We start from the raw sequence: 15,463 nt of genomic DNA on the forward strand, positions 1-15,463 counted from the left end.
CGGCGTGTTCGGGATCAACGGAGCCGAGTTCATCGTGCTCCTCGTCGTGGCGGTCGTCGTCATCGGTCCTGAGCGTCTGCCGCGCTACGCGGAACAGCTCGGGTCGTTCGTCCGCTCGGCCCGAGGGTACCTGCGGGACGCCAAGGCCCGCGTGGACGCCGAGATCGGGGACGAGATCGCGGACGTCGACTGGTCGAAGCTCGACCCCCGCCAGTACGACCCGCGCCGGATCGTGCGCGAGGCGCTCCTCGACGACGAGCCCGTGCGCGAGCGGGTTGCGCCGCCCCCGCCACCTGCCCCCTCGGCGGTGCCGCCGGGCAGCCCCGCACCGTTCGACGACGAGGCCACCTGAGGCCGGCGCCGACCGTCCGCGCGACGGGAGGCGATTCGTTCCGGCACGGCACCACCTGTCAGAATGGGGCAATGTCCATCGAGGCGACGCACACCGGTCCGGCACCGGTCCCGGAGACCGCGCAGGCGACCGGGAACCCGACCAGCACCCAGCCCCGGATCCTCTCCGGCATGCAGCCCACGGAGGACTCGCTGCAGCTCGGGAACTACATCGGCGCCCTGCGCCAGTGGGTCGCCCTCCAGGACTCCTACGACGCGCTGTATTGCGTCGTCGACCTCCACGCCCTGACGGTCAACCCCGACCCTGAGCGCCTGCGCGAGCGGACGCGTCGCACGGCGGCGCAGTACCTCGCCGGCGGCGTCGACCCGGAGCGGTCCGCGCTCTTCGTGCAGTCGCACGTGCCGCAGCACGCGGAGCTCTCCTGGGTCCTGTCCTGCCAGACGGGCTTCGGCGAGGCCGGCCGCATGACCCAGTTCAAGGACAAGTCCGCGAAGCAGGGCGCCGACGGCACGACCGTGGGGCTCTTCACCTACCCCGTCCTCATGGCGGCCGACATCCTGCTCTACGACGCCGCCCTCGTGCCGGTCGGGGAGGACCAGCGCCAGCACCTCGAGCTCACCCGTGACCTCGCCGAGCGGCTCAACGCCCGCTTCGGCGACGGGACGGCCGTCGTGCCGGAGGCACACATCGTCCGCTCGGTGGCCAAGATCTACGACCTCCAGGAACCGACGGCGAAGATGAGCAAGTCCTCGTCGAACGGCAAGGGCGTCATCTGGCTCCTCGACGACCCGAAGGTCGCCGCGAAGCGGATCCGGTCCGCCGCGACGGACTCGGACTCCGAGATCCGGTACGACCCGGTCGCCAAGCCCGGCGTGTCCAACCTCCTCACCATCTACTCCGCCCTCACCGGTCGCGACGTCGAGGCGATCGCCGCCGAGTACGACGGCCAGGGGTACGGACGGCTCAAGGTCGACCTCGCCGACGTCGTGGTCGACTTCCTCGTGCCGTTCCAGGAGCGGGCCAACACCTACCTCGCGGACCCCGCCGAGCTCGACGCGGTGCTCGCACGCGGTGCCCAGAAGGCGCGCGAGATCGCTGCCGGGACGCTCGCGCGCATCTACGACCGCGTCGGCCTCCTGCCCGTCGGGGGGCCGACCGCGTGAACCTCCCGGAGCGTGGGCCGGACCAGGTACGGATCGGCATCGCGATCGAGGTGCCCGAGCCCTTCGCGACGCAGCTCCAGGACGCGCGCGCACGGTTCGGCGACCCGCTCGCACGGTCGATCCCGCCGCACGTCACGCTCCTCGGGCCCACCGTGCTCGACCCGGCCGAGCTCGACGCGGCGCGCGCCCACCTCGCCGCCGTCGCCTCGACCGCGGCGCCGTTCCAGGTCCACCTGCGCGGCAGCGCGACGTTCCGGCCGATCTCGCCGGTCGTGTTCATCCAGGTGGTCGAGGGCATCGCCGAGTGCGAGCACCTCGAGAGCGCCATCCGCACCGGTCCGCTCGCCCAGGAGCTCCGGTTCAACTACCACCCGCACGTGACCGTCGCGCACGAGGTCCCGGACGCCGCGCTCGACGCCGCGTTCGAGGAGATGGCCACCTACGAGGCGCGGTTCGAGGTCGCCGGGTTCTCCCTCTACGAGCACGGCGACGACGGCGTGTGGCGCCCCGGACAGGTCTTCCCGCTCACCGCGGATGCCGGGACCGCGCCCTCCTCGTAGGGTTCGGGGCGTGACGCCGCCTCCCTCCGCCGCTCCCAGCGCCGTCCGGCGCACGAGGGAACGCGTGGAGGCGCTCGTCGAGTGGTGGAAGGACAGCCGTCCCGGGCGCGCGACCTACCGCTACCTGTACGCACGCGGTGCCCTGCTGTGCGGCGGCATCGCCTACTCGGCCCTGTTCTCCCTCTTCGCCGCGCTGACCATCGGCTACACCGTCTTCATGCAGGTCCTCGGCGGGAGCCAGGAGCTCATGGACGCCGTGTTCGGCGAGATCAACGAGCTCGTCCCCGGCCTCATCGCGGTCGACGGGGAGAAAGGCGTGATCGACCCGGACGACCTCCTCCTCCCGCCCGGCCTCAGCGTCACGAGCATCGTCGCCGGGGTCGTGCTGCTCTTCTCGGTCGTCTCCTTCATGTACCACCTGCGCGGCGCCGTCCGGACGATGTTCGGCGTCAGCGACATCGGGCAGAGCCCCGTCCTCGCGCGGGCACGCGCCCTCCTCGGCTTCTTCCTCCTGGCGCTGAGCATGCTCGTCTCCGCCGTCGCGAGCATCGCCGTCTCCTCGATCGGCTACCAGCTCCTGGAGGCGCTCGGGCTCTCCGGAGGGCCCGCGATCCTCGTCACCGGCGCCGGGCTCGTGGTGAGCATCCTGCTCGACGCGCTCGTCGTCGTCGTGGTGGTCACGCTGCTGGCCGGCGTCCACGTGCGCCGCCGCGACCTCCTCGTCGGGTCGCTCACCGCCGCCGTCGCGTTCGGCGTCCTGCGCTACCTCGGGTCGTCGTTCGTCGCGGGCAGCGCCAGCAGGAACGCGCTCCTCGCGTCGTTCGCCGTCCTCGTGACGCTCCTCATCCTCGTCAACTTCACCGCGCGCATCCTCCTCGCGGTGTGCGCCTGGATGGCGAACCCGCCCCGCCCGCCCGACCCGGAGCCCGACGGCCCCCGGCACGCCCGCGAGGGTCGCCCGGAGCTCCCGGTCGTCGACGGCACCCCCACGACCGACGCCCGGCACGCGCGCGTCGCCCGGCACGCGGCGTCCGCGGACGTCGGAGGCTCCGTCGTGGCCGTGTCGACGGAGGAGCGTCTCCGCGCCGGGCAAGGGTCCGGCCGACCCTGGAGCCCGATCGTCCGCGGCGTGCGCCGCGCTCGCCTCCCGCGCGGCGCGTAGCGGTCGGCGTCTGCGCCGGGTACGCGGTCAGGGTTTCGTGCCTGCGGGGTCGGGTCCGCGGTGGCGGGCGGTTCCTGGTCGAGATGCGAGTAGTGGCCCCTGCGGGCCTCGTTCTCGGGGCGATTTCTCGCTTCTCGTCAGCACGCGTGCGGCTCGTGGTGGCGCGTGGCGTCGTCGGCCGTGGGGCGGGCCGAGTGCGACGGGTCGACGTGTCGGCGGGTCAGGGACCTGGCCTGGGTCTGGAGGCTCGGGGGAGCGCTGACAGGTGCGGGCACGGCTCGACCACGCGGACCGCGAAGCCCGTGCGGACGACGCAGGGCGCCGACCGTGGCGGTCGGCGCCCTGCGTGCGGGACGTGCGAGGGATCAGAAGGCGCGCGTGATCATCGCGCGCTTGACCTCCTGGATCGCCTTCGTGACCTCGATGCCGCGGGGGCAGGCCTCGGTGCAGTTGAAGGTCGTGCGGCAGCGCCACACGCCCTCCTTGTCGTTGAGGATCTCGAGGCGCTGCGTGGCGCCCTCGTCGCGGCTGTCGAAGATGAACCGGTGCGCGTTGACGATCGCGGCGGGGCCGAAGTACTGGCCGTCGGTCCAGAACACCGGGCACGACGACGTGCACGCCGCGCACAGGATGCACTTGGTGGTGTCGTCGAAGCGCTCGCGCTGCTCCGCGGACTGGAGGCGCTCCTTGCTGGGCTCGTTCCCGGACGTGATGAGGAACGGCATGATCTCGCGGTAGGACGCGAAGAACGGCTCCATGTCCACGACGAGGTCCTTGACCACGGACAGGCCCTTGATGGGCTCGACCGTGATGGGCTTGTCGGGGTTGACGTCCTTGAGCAGCGTCTTGCACGCGAGACGGTTGCGGCCGTTGATGCGCATCGCGTCGGACCCGCACACGCCGTGCGCGCACGAGCGGCGGAACGTGAGCGAGCCGTCGTGCTCCCACTTGATCTTGTGGAGCGCGTCGAGCACGCGGTCGGTGCCGTGCGCGAGGACGGTGAACTCGTCCCAGTACGCCTCCTCGCCGTGCTCCGACTCGGGGGAGTAGCGGCGGACGCGGAGCGTGACCTCGAACGAGGGGATCTCTCCGGCCTTGGCCTCGGCGGCCGGGCTCTCGAGTGTGGCAGTCATCAGTACTTCCGCTCCATGGGCTCGTACCGGGTCTGGGTGACGGGCTTGGAGCCCAGGGCGACCTTGTAGCCGTCGAACTCCTCGACGTGGTCGAAGTAGCCGGCGACGTGCCCGTCGGCGACGTCGCTGGCCGAGGTGGGACGGCGGTACGCCATCGTGTGCAGCATGTAGTTGGCGTCGTCGCGGTCGGGGTAGTCCTCGCGGTAGTGACCGCCGCGCGACTCCTTGCGGTTGATCGCCGCGACGACGGTGACCTCGGCGATGTCGAGGAGAAACCCGAGCTCGATGGCCTCGAGCAGATCCGTGTTGAACAGCCGACCCTTGTCCTGGACCGAGACGTTCTTGTACCGCTTCTGCAGGTCGCGGATGTCCGCGAGGGCCTGGTTGAGCGACTCGCCGGTGCGGAACACCTGGGCGTTGGCGTCCATGGTCTCCTGGAGCGCCTTGCGGACGTCGGCGACGCGCTCGCCGTCGGGACGGTTGCGCATCTCCTCGAGCTGCGCGATCACGGCCGCGGCGGGGTTCTCCGGGAGCTCGGTGTACGAGGCCGTCGCGGCGTACGCGGCGGCGGTGCGGCCCGCGCGCTTGCCGAAGACGTTGATGTCGAGCAGCGAGTTGGTCCCGAGGCGGTTCGAGCCGTGGACGCTCACGCACGCCACCTCGCCGGCGGCGTAGAGCCCCTTGACGACGTTGTGGCTGTCGCGCAGGACCTCGGCCTCGACGTTGGTCGGGATGCCGCCCATCGCGTAGTGCGCCGTCGGGTACACGGGCACGGGCTCGGTGTAGGGCTCGATGCCGAGGTACGTGCGGGCGAACTCGGTGATGTCGGGGAGCTTCGCGTCGATGTGCGCGGGCTCGAGGTGCGTGAGGTCGAGCAGGACGTAGTCCTTGTTCGGCCCGGCGCCGCGGCCCTCGCGGACCTCGTTCGCCATGGACCGGGCGACGATGTCGCGCGGCGCGAGGTCCTTGATGGTGGGGGCGTAGCGCTCCATGAAGCGTTCGCCGTCCGCGTTGCGCAGGATGCCGCCCTCGCCGCGGGCGGCCTCCGACAGGAGGATGCCGAGGCCAGCCAGGCCGGTCGGGTGGAACTGGAAGAACTCCATGTCCTCGAGCGGCAGGCCGCGACGGTACGCCAGCGCCATGCCGTCGCCCGTGAGCGTGTGCGCGTTGGACGTCGTCTTGAAGATCTTGCCCGCGCCACCGGTGGCGAAGATGATCGCCTTCGCCTGGAAGACGTGGATCTCGCCGGTCGCCAGGTCGTAGGCGACGACGCCGGTCGCGGTGACCGTCTCGCCGTCGGGGATCTCGCCCGTGGAGAGGTCGTGGTCGGTGATGAGGTCGAGCACGTAGAACTCGTTGAAGAACTCCACGTCCTGCTTGACGCACTGCTGGTAGAGCGTCTGGAGGATCATGTGGCCGGTGCGGTCCGCGGCGTAGCAGGAGCGGCGCACCGCGGCCTCGCCGTGGTTGCGGGTGTGCCCGCCGAACCGGCGCTGGTCGATGCGGCCCTCGGGCGTGCGGTTGAAGGGCAGGCCCATGCGCTCGAGGTCGAGGACCGCGTCGATGGCCTCCTTGGCCATGATCTCCGCGGCGTCCTGGTCGACGAGGTAGTCGCCGCCCTTGACCGTGTCGAACGTGTGCCACTCCCAGTTGTCCTCCTCCACGTTCGCGAGGGCGGCGCACATGCCGCCCTGCGCGGCGCCCGTGTGCGAGCGCGTGGGGTACAGCTTGGAGATGACGGCCGTGCGGACCTTGCCGGACGACTCCAGCGCCGCGCGCATCCCGGCGCCGCCTGCGCCGACGATGACGACGTCGTACTGATGGGTTTGCATCGGGGTCGATGCCTCCTGGGAGAGAGCCGGGTGGAGCGAGAAGACGGGGGCGAGCTGCGGGAGGTGCTCAGGCCGTGCAGAACGACGCGAGCAGCTCGGCCGGAGCGTTCGCGGGGCACGGGTCGAACGTGAAGATCACGAGCGTGCCGAGGACCGTGACGATCGTGAACGCGAGGTACAGCGCGAGCTTGAGGACGAGGCGAGTGCCGTCACGCTCGGCGTAGTCGTTGATGATCGTGCGCACGCCGTTGGTGCCGTGGAACATGGCCAGCCACAGCATGAGCAGGTCCCAGATCTGCCAGAACGGCGAGGCCCACTTGCCGGCGACGAAGCCGAAGTCGATCGCGTGCACGCCCTCGCCGACCATGAGGTTGACGAAGAGGTGACCGAAGATCAGCACGATCAGCACGACGCCGGAGGCGCGCATGAAGATCCAGCTGTACAGCTCGTAGTTGCTGCGCGTGGCCTTGCGGCGCTTGTACGGGTCGCGCGGGCTCGCGACCGCCGAGGCCGTGGTCGTGGTCGACATCAGTGCCCCCCTCCGAAGACGTTCATGAGGTGACGCGGCAGGAAGCCCGCCATCGTCACGACGAAGAGGCCGACGACGATCCAGAGCATGGTGCGCTGGTACCGCGGGCCCTTGGCCCAGAAGTCGATGAGGATGATGCGGATGCCGTTGAAGGCGTGGAAGACGATGGCCGCGACCAGTCCCGCCTCGCCCAGGCCCATGATCGGCGTCTGGTACGTCCCGATGACGGCGTTGTAGGCCTCGGGCGACACCCGGACGAGCGCCGTGTCGAGCACGTGGACGAGCAGGAAGAAGAAGATGAGCACGCCGGTCACGCGATGCGCGACCCACGACCACATGCCTTCACGGCCGCGGTAGAGCGTGCCAGCTGGTGCACTGGGCACTTTGGGGGCCTCCTGTGGCGAGATCAGGGGGGAGATGTCAGGTTCCGGCCCTGGCCCGGAACTCCCTCAGTCCGGACCGCGGGACCGTCGTCGGCATCGGTCTCTGGGCTTCCACCATAGTGACATCGGCGTCATGATGCGGACCGTCGGAGGCGGCGGAACGCCCCTGCGCGGGGGGTTTGTGACTGATCCCACAGCCCGCGGGGGAACTGTGCGGCTCACTATGCTGCCCTCATGGCCTCCTCGTCCGCCGGGCCGATCCCCGGCTTCCACGCCGTCGTCCCGGCAGGAGGCGCGGGCACGCGGCTGTGGCCGCTCTCGCGCGCCGGCTCGCCCAAGTTCCTCCTCGACCTCACCGGCTCGGGCCGCTCGCTCCTGCAGGCGACGGTGGACCGGCTCGTCCCGCTCGCGGGAGAGCAGGGCGTCGTGCTCGTCACGGGGGACCGGCACGTCGCCGCCGCACGCACCCAGCTCCCCGGCCTGCCGGCCGAGAACGTGCTCGCGGAGCCGTCGCCCCGGGACTCGATGGCGGCCATCGGCCTCGCCGCGGCGGTGCTCGAGGCGCGGCACGGCGACGTCGTCGTCGGCTCGTTCGCCGCGGACCAGGTGATCACGGGGCGCGACTCCTTCGAGTCGTCGGTGCGCGAGGCGGTGGAGGCGGCCCGCGCGGGCTACGTGGTGACGATCGGCATCGCGGCGTCGCGGCCGTCGACGGCGTTCGGGTACGTCCACAGCGGCGCGCCGCTCGGCGTCGCGGGGGCGCCGAGCGCGCAGCACGTGCGCGGCTTCACGGAGAAGCCGGACTCCGCGACCGCGCAGCGCTACCTCGCGTCCGGCGAGTACCGGTGGAACGCCGGCATGTTCATCGTCCGGTCGTCGGTCCTCCTGGGGCACCTCGCGGACCAGCGCCCGGAGCTGCACGACGGCCTGCGCGCGATCGCCGCGGCGTGGGACGGCCCCGACCGCGACCGCGTGCTCGCGGAGCGCTGGCCCGCGCTCGAGCGGATCGCGATCGACCACGCGGTCGCCGAGCCCGTCGCGGCCGTGGGCGGCGTGGCCGTCGTCCCCGGCACGTTCGGCTGGGACGACGTGGGGGACTTCAACTCGCTCGCCGCGCTGCTGCCCTCGGTCGACGGTGCCGGCTCGAAGGTCCTCGGTGACACGGGCCGGGTCGTCCGTCGCGAGAGCGCAGGGTCCGTGGTCGTGCCGGCGAGCGACCGGGTCGTCACGGTGCTGGGCCTCGACGACGTCGTGGTCGTCGACACCCCCGACGCGCTGCTCGTCACCACGCGTGCACGGGCCCAGCAGGTGAAGTCGATGGTCGACACGGTGCGCGAGCTCGGGATGGACGAGCTCCTGTGACCGCCGACGTGACCCTCGCCGCCCGCATCGCCGCCGCCGCGGCCCGCCACGTGGACGAGGTCGTGGCGATCCGCCGCGATCTCCACGCCCACCCGGAGGTCTCGCGCGCCGAGACGCGGACGACGGCGCTGCTCGCCGACCGGTTGCGCGCCGCGGGGCTCGAGCCGCGGCTCCTGCCGGGCACGGGCCTCGTGTGCGACGTCGGCCCGCAGCCCGGGGACGGGGCGGCCACGGGGTCGCCCGTCCCGGGACGCGTCGCCCTGCGGGCCGACATCGACGCGCTGCCGCTCCAGGACAGGTGCGACCTCCCGTGGGCCTCGACGGTCCCGGGCGTCGCCCACGCCTGCGGCCACGACGTGCACACCGCGGTGGTGCTGGGTGCCGGCCTCGTCCTCGCCGACCTCCACGCGCAGGGCGAGCTGCGCCGCGGCGTGCGGCTCGTCTTCCAGCCCGCGGAGGAGGTCCAGCCCGGCGGGTCGCTCGACGTCCTCGCCGCGGGCGCGATGGACGGCGTCGACGAGATCTACGCGGTGCACTGCGACCCCAAGGTCGACGTGGGCCGCATCGGGACGCGCATCGGTCCGATCACGTCGGCGTCCGACGAGGTCTCCGTGACCATCGCCTCGCCCGGGGGACACACGTCGCGCCCGCACCTCACGGGTGACGTCGTCTACGCGCTGGGTCAGGTCATCACGCAGGTCCCCGCGGTGCTGGGCCGGCGGCTGGACCCGCGCTCGGGCGTGAACCTCACGTGGGGTGCCGTGCACGCGGGGTCGGCGCACAACGCGATCCCGAGCACCGGGACGGTGCGCGGCACGCTGCGCTGCCTCGACGTGCGCGCGTGGGAGTTCGCGGGTCAGGTGCTGCACGACGCGGTCGAGCAGGTCGTCGCGCCGTACGAGGTCGAGGTGACCGTGCACCACACGCGCGGCGTGCCGCCGGTGGAGAACGACGAGCGCTGCACGGGTCTGCTCGAGGCGGCCGCGCGCGACGTCCTCGGCCCCGACTCCGTGCTGCTCACGGAGCAGTCGCTCGGCGGGGAGGACTTCGCCTGGTACCTCACGAAGGTCCCCGGCGCGATGGCCCGGCTCGGCACGCGGACGCCCGGCGGGCGCAGCTACGACATCCACCAGGGCGACCTGCAGGTGGACGAGCGCGCGGTGGACGCCGGGATGCGCCTGCTCGCCCGTGTCGCCGCCGGTCAGGACGGGTGAAGCGGTCCCGACTCGTGGACAGGGGTGTGTCACGCCTCAGACGCAAAGTGACGCTTGCATAACGAAGCAGCGGCGTTACCGACAAGTAACGTGCAAGACCCGTCGGGCTGATTAGTGTTCGGTCCTATAGAGGCCGACGGACCGGTCCTCCCGTGCAACGGCGCTCGGGGGGGCCCAGGGGTCCTTCCCTGCGCGGCCCTGCTACGAGAACGACAGGAGCTATCAGGTGAAGAGAGCGACTCAGGTCACCGCGCTCGCGGCCGTCGCCGCGCTCGCGCTGGCCGCGTGCGGCGCCGCGCCCGAGGACGACGAGACGACCGGCGGCGGCGAGAACACCGCGGGCGGCAACTCCGACTTCTCCGCGTGCATGGTGTCCGACGCCGGCGGGTTCGACGACCAGTCCTTCAACCAGTCCGGCTACGAGGGCCTCATGCAGGCCAAGGACGAGCTCGGCATCACGACCCACGAGGTCGAGTCGCAGGCGGACACGGACTACGCGCCCAACATCGACAGCCTGGTGCAGCAGGGCTGCAACCTCATCATCGGCGTCGGCTTCCTCCTCGAGGACCCGATCCAGACCGCCGCCGAGGCCAACCCCGACACGCACTTCGCGCTGATCGACTCCTCGTTCTCCGACGCGGACTTCAACCCGGTCGAGATCGACAACGCCAAGCCGATCCTCTTCAACACCGCCGAGGCCGCGTTCCTCGCCGGGTACCTCGCGGCGGGCATGACGGAGTCCGGCACGGTCGCCACGTTCGGCGGCATCCAGATCCCGTCGGTCGCGATCTTCATGGACGGCTACGTCGACGGCGTCGCGAAGTACAACGCGGACAACGGCACCGACGTCAAGGTCCTCGGCTGGGACAAGGCAGCCCAGACGGGCACGTTCACCGGCGACTTCGACAACCAGGCCAACGGCCAGAACGTCACGCAGGGCTTCATCGACCAGGGTGCGGACATCATCATGCCCGTCGCCGGTCCGGTGGGCCTGGGCGCGGCGGCCGCGGCCGAGGGCGCGGGCGCCAAGATCATCTGGGTCGACTCGGACGGCTTCCTCACGACGGACTACGGGAGCCTCATCCTCACGTCGGTCATGAAGCAGATCGGCCCGGCCGTGTTCGACACGGTGAAGGAGTCGGCGGACGGCAACTTCACCAACGAGCCGTACGTCGGCACGCTGGAGAACGAGGGCGTCGGCCTCGCGCCGTTCCACGACTTCGAGGACGCCGTCCCGGCGGAGCTCCAGGACCAGCTCGCGCAGTACCAGGAGCAGATCATCGCGGGCGACCTCGTCATCGAGTCGCCGAACGCGCCGTGACGCGACGCTGAACCCGCCGACCGCCTCCGGGCGGTCGGCACCGGTGGCCCGGGCACCGCGCCCGGGCCACCGTCATGACGACGACGGGGTCGTCGGTACCTGCGACGACGCCCACGGTGCCCACGACGCGACGCGCTCGGGCGAGTGCGGTTCGATGGAGTACCGCGACGTGCGCGGGGTCGGCACCGCGAAGAACGCTGCGAAGCACGAGGAGAGGCAGACCGGTGAAGCTGGAGCTGCGCGGGATCACGAAGGTCTTCGGGTCCCTGGTCGCCAACGACCACATCGACCTGGTCATCGAGCCCGGCGAGATCCATGCCCTGCTCGGGGAGAACGGTGCGGGCAAGAGCACGCTCATGAACGTGCTCTACGGGCTGTACGACCCGGACGACGGGCAGATCCTCGTCGACGACGTCCCGGTCCAGTTCACCGGACCCGGCGACGCGATGGCCGCCGGCATCGGCATGGTGCACCAGCACTTCATGCTCGTGCCGGTCTTCTCCGTCGCGGAGAACGTCGCGCTCGGCCACGAGCCCGTCAAGGGCGCCGGCCTCATCGACGCGCGCCGCGCGCGCCGTCTGGTCCAGGAGATCTCCGACCGCTTCGGGTTCGAGGTCAACCCGGACGCGATGGTCGAGGACATCCCGGTCGGCGTGCAGCAGCGCGTCGAGATCATCAAGGCGCTCTCGCGCGACGCGCGCGTGCTCATCCTCGACGAGCCGACGGCCGTGCTCACCCCGCAGGAGACGGACGAGCTCATCGCGATCATGCGCCAGCTCAAGGCGGCGGGGACGTCGATCGTGTTCATCACGCACAAGCTGCGCGAGGTGCGTGCGGTCGCGGACCGCATCACCGTCATCCGCCGCGGCAAGGTCGTGGGCACGGCCGACCCCAGCGCGAGCGAGACCGAGCTCGCGTCCCTCATGGTCGGCCGCTCCGTCTCCCTCGGGGTCGACAAGGCACCCGCGGCGGCGGGTGACGCCACGTTCCGCGTGGACGACCTCACGGTCATGGACGACGCGGGGACCGCGGTGGTCGACCGGGTGAGCCTGGACGTCGCGCGCGGCGAGATCCTCGTGGTCGCGGGGGTCCAGGGCAACGGGCAGACCGAGCTCACCGAGACGATCGTGGGCCTGCGCAAGCCGGTCGCGGGCTCGATCCGCCTCGACGACAGGGAGCTCGTGGGCCGCAGCGTCTCCCAGGTGCTCGAGGCGGGCGTGGGCTACGTGCCCGAGGACCGCAGCACCGACGGGATCATCGGGACGTTCTCCGTCGAGGAGAACCTCGTCCTGGACCTCGTGACGTCGCCGCCGTACTCGCGGGGCGGGGCGCTCGCCCGCGGGACCATCCGCGACAACGCGGAGCAGCGCATCGTCGAGTTCGACGTGCGCACGCAGTCCGTCGAGACGCCCGCCGGGACGCTCTCGGGCGGCAACCAGCAGAAGGTCGTCCTGGCGCGCGAGATGTCCCGCCCCCTGCGCCTGCTCATCGCGTCGCAGCCGACGCGCGGGCTCGACGTGGGCTCGATCGAGTTCGTCCACCAGCGCATCGTCTCGGAGCGCGACAACGGGACGCCCGTGATCATCGTGTCGACCGAGCTCGACGAGGTGCTCGCGCTCGCCGACCGGATCGCCGTCATGTACCGCGGTCGCGTCGTCGGGGTCGTCCCCGGCGACACGGACCGCGACGTCCTCGGCCTCATGATGGCCGGGGTCCCGCTCGAGGAGGCCGTCGTGCAGGCCGCCGAGCACCACACGACCCTCGGCGAGGCGGACGCCCTCGCCGAGGACGCGCCGTCGGACGTCGCGCAGGCCGCGGACGCCGCCCGCGAGGAGGAGATCCAGTGACCCAGCAGGCAACGCCCGACGACGCGGCGGCGCTCCCGCCGACGCCGGCGCCTCCCAGCGACACCCCGACGGCGGAGACGCCCGCGGGCCAGAACGTCCTGCGCGAGATGCTCGAGAGCAGCTGGCTGGTCTCGCTGCTCGCGATCGTGGCCGCGCTGGTCCTCGGTGGGGTCCTCATCGCGGCGGCCGACCCGGCGGTCCAGGAGGCGGCGACCTACTTCTTCGCCCGCCCCTCGGACTTCTTCGCCGCGGTGTGGAACGCCGTGTTCGGCGCGTACAGCGCCCTGTTCCAGGGCGCCGTCATCAACTTCCAGGCACCCGACCTCGCCCGCGCGCTGCGGCCCCTCACCGAGACCATGACCGTGGCGACGCCGCTCATCCTCGCGGGCCTCGGCCTCGGCATCGGCTTCCGCGCGGGCCTGTTCAACATCGGTGCCCAGGGGCAGATCATCCTCGGCGGCATCTTCGCCGGCTTCATCGGCTTCACGTTCGCGCTGCCCCCGGGTCTGCACCTCCTGCTCGCCGTGCTCGGGGCGGCGCTCGGCGGGGCGATCTGGGCGAGCATCGCCGGCGTGCTCAAGGCCCGCACCGGGGCGCACGAGGTGATCGTCACGATCATGCTCAACAACATCGCGATCTACCTCGTCGCGTACCTGCTCACCACCCCGGCGTTCCAGCGCCCGGGGAGCAGCAACCCGATCAGCCCGCCGATCCCCGGCACCGCGACGTTCCCGCTGCTGCTCGGCGAGGGCTTCCGCCTCCACCTGGGTTTCGTCCTCGCGCTCCTCATGGCCGTGGGCGTCTGGTGGCTCATGGAGCGCTCGACGCTCGGCTTCCGCTTCCGCGCGGTCGGCGAGAACCCTCACGCCGCGCGCACCGCTGGCATGTCCGTGCCGTGGACGACCGTCTGGGTCATGGCCATCGCGGGCGCGCTCGCCGGCCTCGCGGGCAGCGCCCAGGTGCTCGGCACGGAGAAGGTGCTCACCGCGGGCGTCGCGGCGAGCTTCGGCTTCGACGCGATCACGGTCGCCCTGCTCGGCCGGTCCCGCCCGCTCGGCACGGTCCTCGCGGGTCTCCTCTTCGGTGCGCTGCGCGCGGGCGGCTTCGCGATGCAGGCGCGGACCGGGACGCCGATCGACATCGTGCTCGTCGTCCAGTCCCTCATCGTGCTCTTCATCGCCGCCCCGCCGCTCGTGCGGGCGATCTTCCGCCTGCCGACGCCGGGCGGCCCGACGCGGGCCGAGCGCCACGCCGCGAGGCAGCGCGCGAAGGCGGCCACGACCACCACGACGACGCAGGAGGCCGGAGCATGAGCACCGCGACCACCACCCCGGCGCCGGCCGCCGCGCCGGAGCGCGCGGCCAAGCCGCTGCCGCCCATCAGCTGGAAGGCTCCGATCGCCTACGCGGTCATCGGCCTGCTGTCGCTGGTCTTCTTCGCGCTGCTGCCCGCCGGTGGGCACCAGACGACGTTCCGCCTCTCCACGGCGAACGACTTCTTCCAGATCGAGCCGGTCACGGTGAGCTCGACCGGGGCGGCGCTGTTCCTGTCGATCCTCGCGCTCCTCCTGGCGGGCCTGTCGTTCTGGGCCGCGCGCGACCGCCGCAAGGTCGGCATCTGGCTGCCGATCGTGTTCGGCGTCGCCGTCGTCTTCGCGTTCCTGTGCTGGGCCGGCGCGGGCAAGTCCGCGATCCCGCTCACGGGCCTGCTCCAGGGCTCGCTGTTCCTCGCGGTCCCCCTCGTGTTCGGCGCGCTCTCGGGCGTGCTGTGCGAGCGCGTCGGCATCATCAACATCGCGATCGAGGGGCAGCTCCTCGCCGGGGCGTTCCTCGCCGCGGTCGTCGCCTCGCTCACGTCCTCCGCGTACGCGGGCCTCATCGCGGCACCGATCGCGGGCGCCCTCGTGGGCGTGCTGCTCGTGATCTTCTCGGTGAAGTACTGGGTGAACCAGATCATCGTCGGCGTCGTGCTCAACGTGCTCGTGGTCGGCGTGACGAGCTACCTGTACTCGACGGTCCTCACCGAGGACTCGGCGACGTGGAACTCGCGCCACCCGCTGCCGGTCATCGAGATCCCGGTGCTGTCGCAGATCCCGGTCGTGGGCCCGGTGCTCTTCCGCCAGACCCTGCTCGTCTACATCATGTACGTCGTCGTGATCCTGCTCCAGATCTTCCTCTTCCGGAGCCGGTGGGGCCTGCGCCTGCGCGCGGTCGGCGAGCACCCCAAGGCCGCCGACACCGTGGGCATCAAGGTCAACGCGACCCGCGTGCGCAACACGATCCTCGGCGGAGCGGTCGCCGGCCTCGGCGGCGCGTTCTTCACGGTCGCGGCAGGTCTCGCGTTCGGCAAGGAGATGACGGGCGGCAAGGGCTTCATCGCCCTCGCGGCCATGATCCTCGGGCGGTGGAACCCGGTCGGCGCGCTCGTCGCGGCGCTCCTGTTCGGGTTCTCGGACAACCTCCAGACGGTGCTCGGCATCGTGGGCACGCCGATCCCCAGCCAGATCATGCTCATGACGCCGTACGTCGTGACGATCTTCGCCGTCGCCGGTCTCGTCGGGCGCGTGCGCCCGCCGGCCGCCGAGGGCATCCCCTACGTGAAGTGA

Annotated in this window: 14 protein-coding genes; 10 read left to right on the plus strand and 4 right to left on the minus strand. The window is 71.6% G+C overall.

Features of this window, described 5'->3' with window-relative positions:
• The first annotated feature begins 4 nt into the window (after nucleotides 1-4).
• From ABRQ22_RS20330 to ABRQ22_RS20345, 4 genes are all read left to right on the plus strand, one after another.
• Entirely contained in the window at nucleotides 5-352 is a 348-nt protein-coding gene (locus ABRQ22_RS20330) for a twin-arginine translocase TatA/TatE family subunit (protein ID WP_353707994.1), read from the plus strand.
• A 71-nt stretch (nucleotides 353-423) separates the two neighbouring features.
• On the plus strand, nucleotides 424-1,515 hold the full coding sequence (gene trpS / locus ABRQ22_RS20335) for a tryptophan--tRNA ligase (protein ID WP_290444915.1): 1,092 nt from the start codon (nucleotides 424-426) through the stop codon (nucleotides 1,513-1,515).
• Nucleotides 1,512-2,075 (plus strand): 2'-5' RNA ligase family protein, encoded by a 564-nt coding sequence (locus tag ABRQ22_RS20340; protein ID WP_253051084.1) that lies wholly within the window; start codon nucleotides 1,512-1,514, stop codon nucleotides 2,073-2,075. Before trpS ends, ABRQ22_RS20340 begins: the two co-directional genes overlap by 4 nt.
• 10 nt (nucleotides 2,076-2,085) lie before the next feature.
• Nucleotides 2,086-3,237 carry a YihY/virulence factor BrkB family protein gene (locus ABRQ22_RS20345; protein ID WP_353707995.1) on the plus strand — a complete coding sequence of 384 codons (1,152 nt, stop codon included), beginning with the start codon at nucleotides 2,086-2,088 and terminating at the stop codon, nucleotides 3,235-3,237.
• A 365-nt stretch (nucleotides 3,238-3,602) separates the two neighbouring features.
• Here ABRQ22_RS20345 and ABRQ22_RS20350 read toward each other — a convergent pair whose 3' ends face one another.
• From ABRQ22_RS20350 to sdhC, 4 genes are all read right to left on the minus strand, one after another.
• On the minus strand, nucleotides 3,603-4,370 hold the full coding sequence (locus tag ABRQ22_RS20350; RefSeq protein ID WP_353707996.1) for a succinate dehydrogenase iron-sulfur subunit: 768 nt from the start codon (nucleotides 4,368-4,370) through the stop codon (nucleotides 3,603-3,605).
• Complete coding sequence (gene sdhA / locus ABRQ22_RS20355; RefSeq protein ID WP_253051087.1) at nucleotides 4,370-6,202, minus strand: succinate dehydrogenase flavoprotein subunit; 1,833 nt, start codon at nucleotides 6,200-6,202, stop codon at nucleotides 4,370-4,372. The genes ABRQ22_RS20350 and sdhA overlap by 1 nt, the downstream gene beginning before the upstream one ends.
• A 67-nt stretch (nucleotides 6,203-6,269) precedes the next feature.
• Nucleotides 6,270-6,731 (minus strand): succinate dehydrogenase hydrophobic membrane anchor subunit, encoded by a 462-nt coding sequence (locus tag ABRQ22_RS20360; RefSeq protein WP_047233508.1) that lies wholly within the window; start codon nucleotides 6,729-6,731, stop codon nucleotides 6,270-6,272.
• Nucleotides 6,731-7,114: a succinate dehydrogenase, cytochrome b556 subunit gene (gene sdhC, locus ABRQ22_RS20365; RefSeq protein ID WP_087471554.1), complete on the minus strand. Its 384-nt coding sequence runs from the start codon at nucleotides 7,112-7,114 to the stop codon at nucleotides 6,731-6,733. The genes ABRQ22_RS20360 and sdhC overlap by 1 nt, the downstream gene beginning before the upstream one ends.
• A 234-nt stretch (nucleotides 7,115-7,348) precedes the next feature.
• Between sdhC and ABRQ22_RS20370 the strand changes: the two genes are divergently transcribed.
• From ABRQ22_RS20370 to ABRQ22_RS20395, 6 genes are all read left to right on the plus strand, one after another.
• Nucleotides 7,349-8,476 carry a mannose-1-phosphate guanylyltransferase gene (locus tag ABRQ22_RS20370; RefSeq protein WP_253051088.1) on the plus strand — a complete coding sequence of 376 codons (1,128 nt, stop codon included), beginning with the start codon at nucleotides 7,349-7,351 and terminating at the stop codon, nucleotides 8,474-8,476.
• On the plus strand, nucleotides 8,473-9,690 hold the full coding sequence (locus tag ABRQ22_RS20375) for an amidohydrolase (RefSeq protein WP_253051089.1): 1,218 nt from the start codon (nucleotides 8,473-8,475) through the stop codon (nucleotides 9,688-9,690). The genes ABRQ22_RS20370 and ABRQ22_RS20375 overlap by 4 nt, the downstream gene beginning before the upstream one ends.
• A 226-nt stretch (nucleotides 9,691-9,916) precedes the next feature.
• Nucleotides 9,917-11,011: a BMP family ABC transporter substrate-binding protein gene (locus ABRQ22_RS20380; RefSeq protein WP_253051090.1), complete on the plus strand. Its 1,095-nt coding sequence runs from the start codon at nucleotides 9,917-9,919 to the stop codon at nucleotides 11,009-11,011.
• A 224-nt stretch (nucleotides 11,012-11,235) separates the two neighbouring features.
• A complete protein-coding gene (locus tag ABRQ22_RS20385) occupies nucleotides 11,236-12,858 on the plus strand; it encodes an ABC transporter ATP-binding protein (protein WP_253051091.1) in 1,623 nt (540 codons plus the stop codon).
• Between the two features lie 107 nt (nucleotides 12,859-12,965).
• Entirely contained in the window at nucleotides 12,966-14,171 is a 1,206-nt protein-coding gene (locus ABRQ22_RS20390) for an ABC transporter permease (RefSeq protein WP_253051438.1), read from the plus strand.
• Nucleotides 14,168-15,463: an ABC transporter permease gene (locus tag ABRQ22_RS20395; protein ID WP_253051092.1), complete on the plus strand. Its 1,296-nt coding sequence runs from the start codon at nucleotides 14,168-14,170 to the stop codon at nucleotides 15,461-15,463. Before ABRQ22_RS20390 ends, ABRQ22_RS20395 begins: the two co-directional genes overlap by 4 nt.

Source organism: Cellulosimicrobium sp. ES-005, assembly GCF_040448685.1.
Classification (GTDB): domain Bacteria; phylum Actinomycetota; class Actinomycetes; order Actinomycetales; family Cellulomonadaceae; genus Cellulosimicrobium; species Cellulosimicrobium cellulans_G.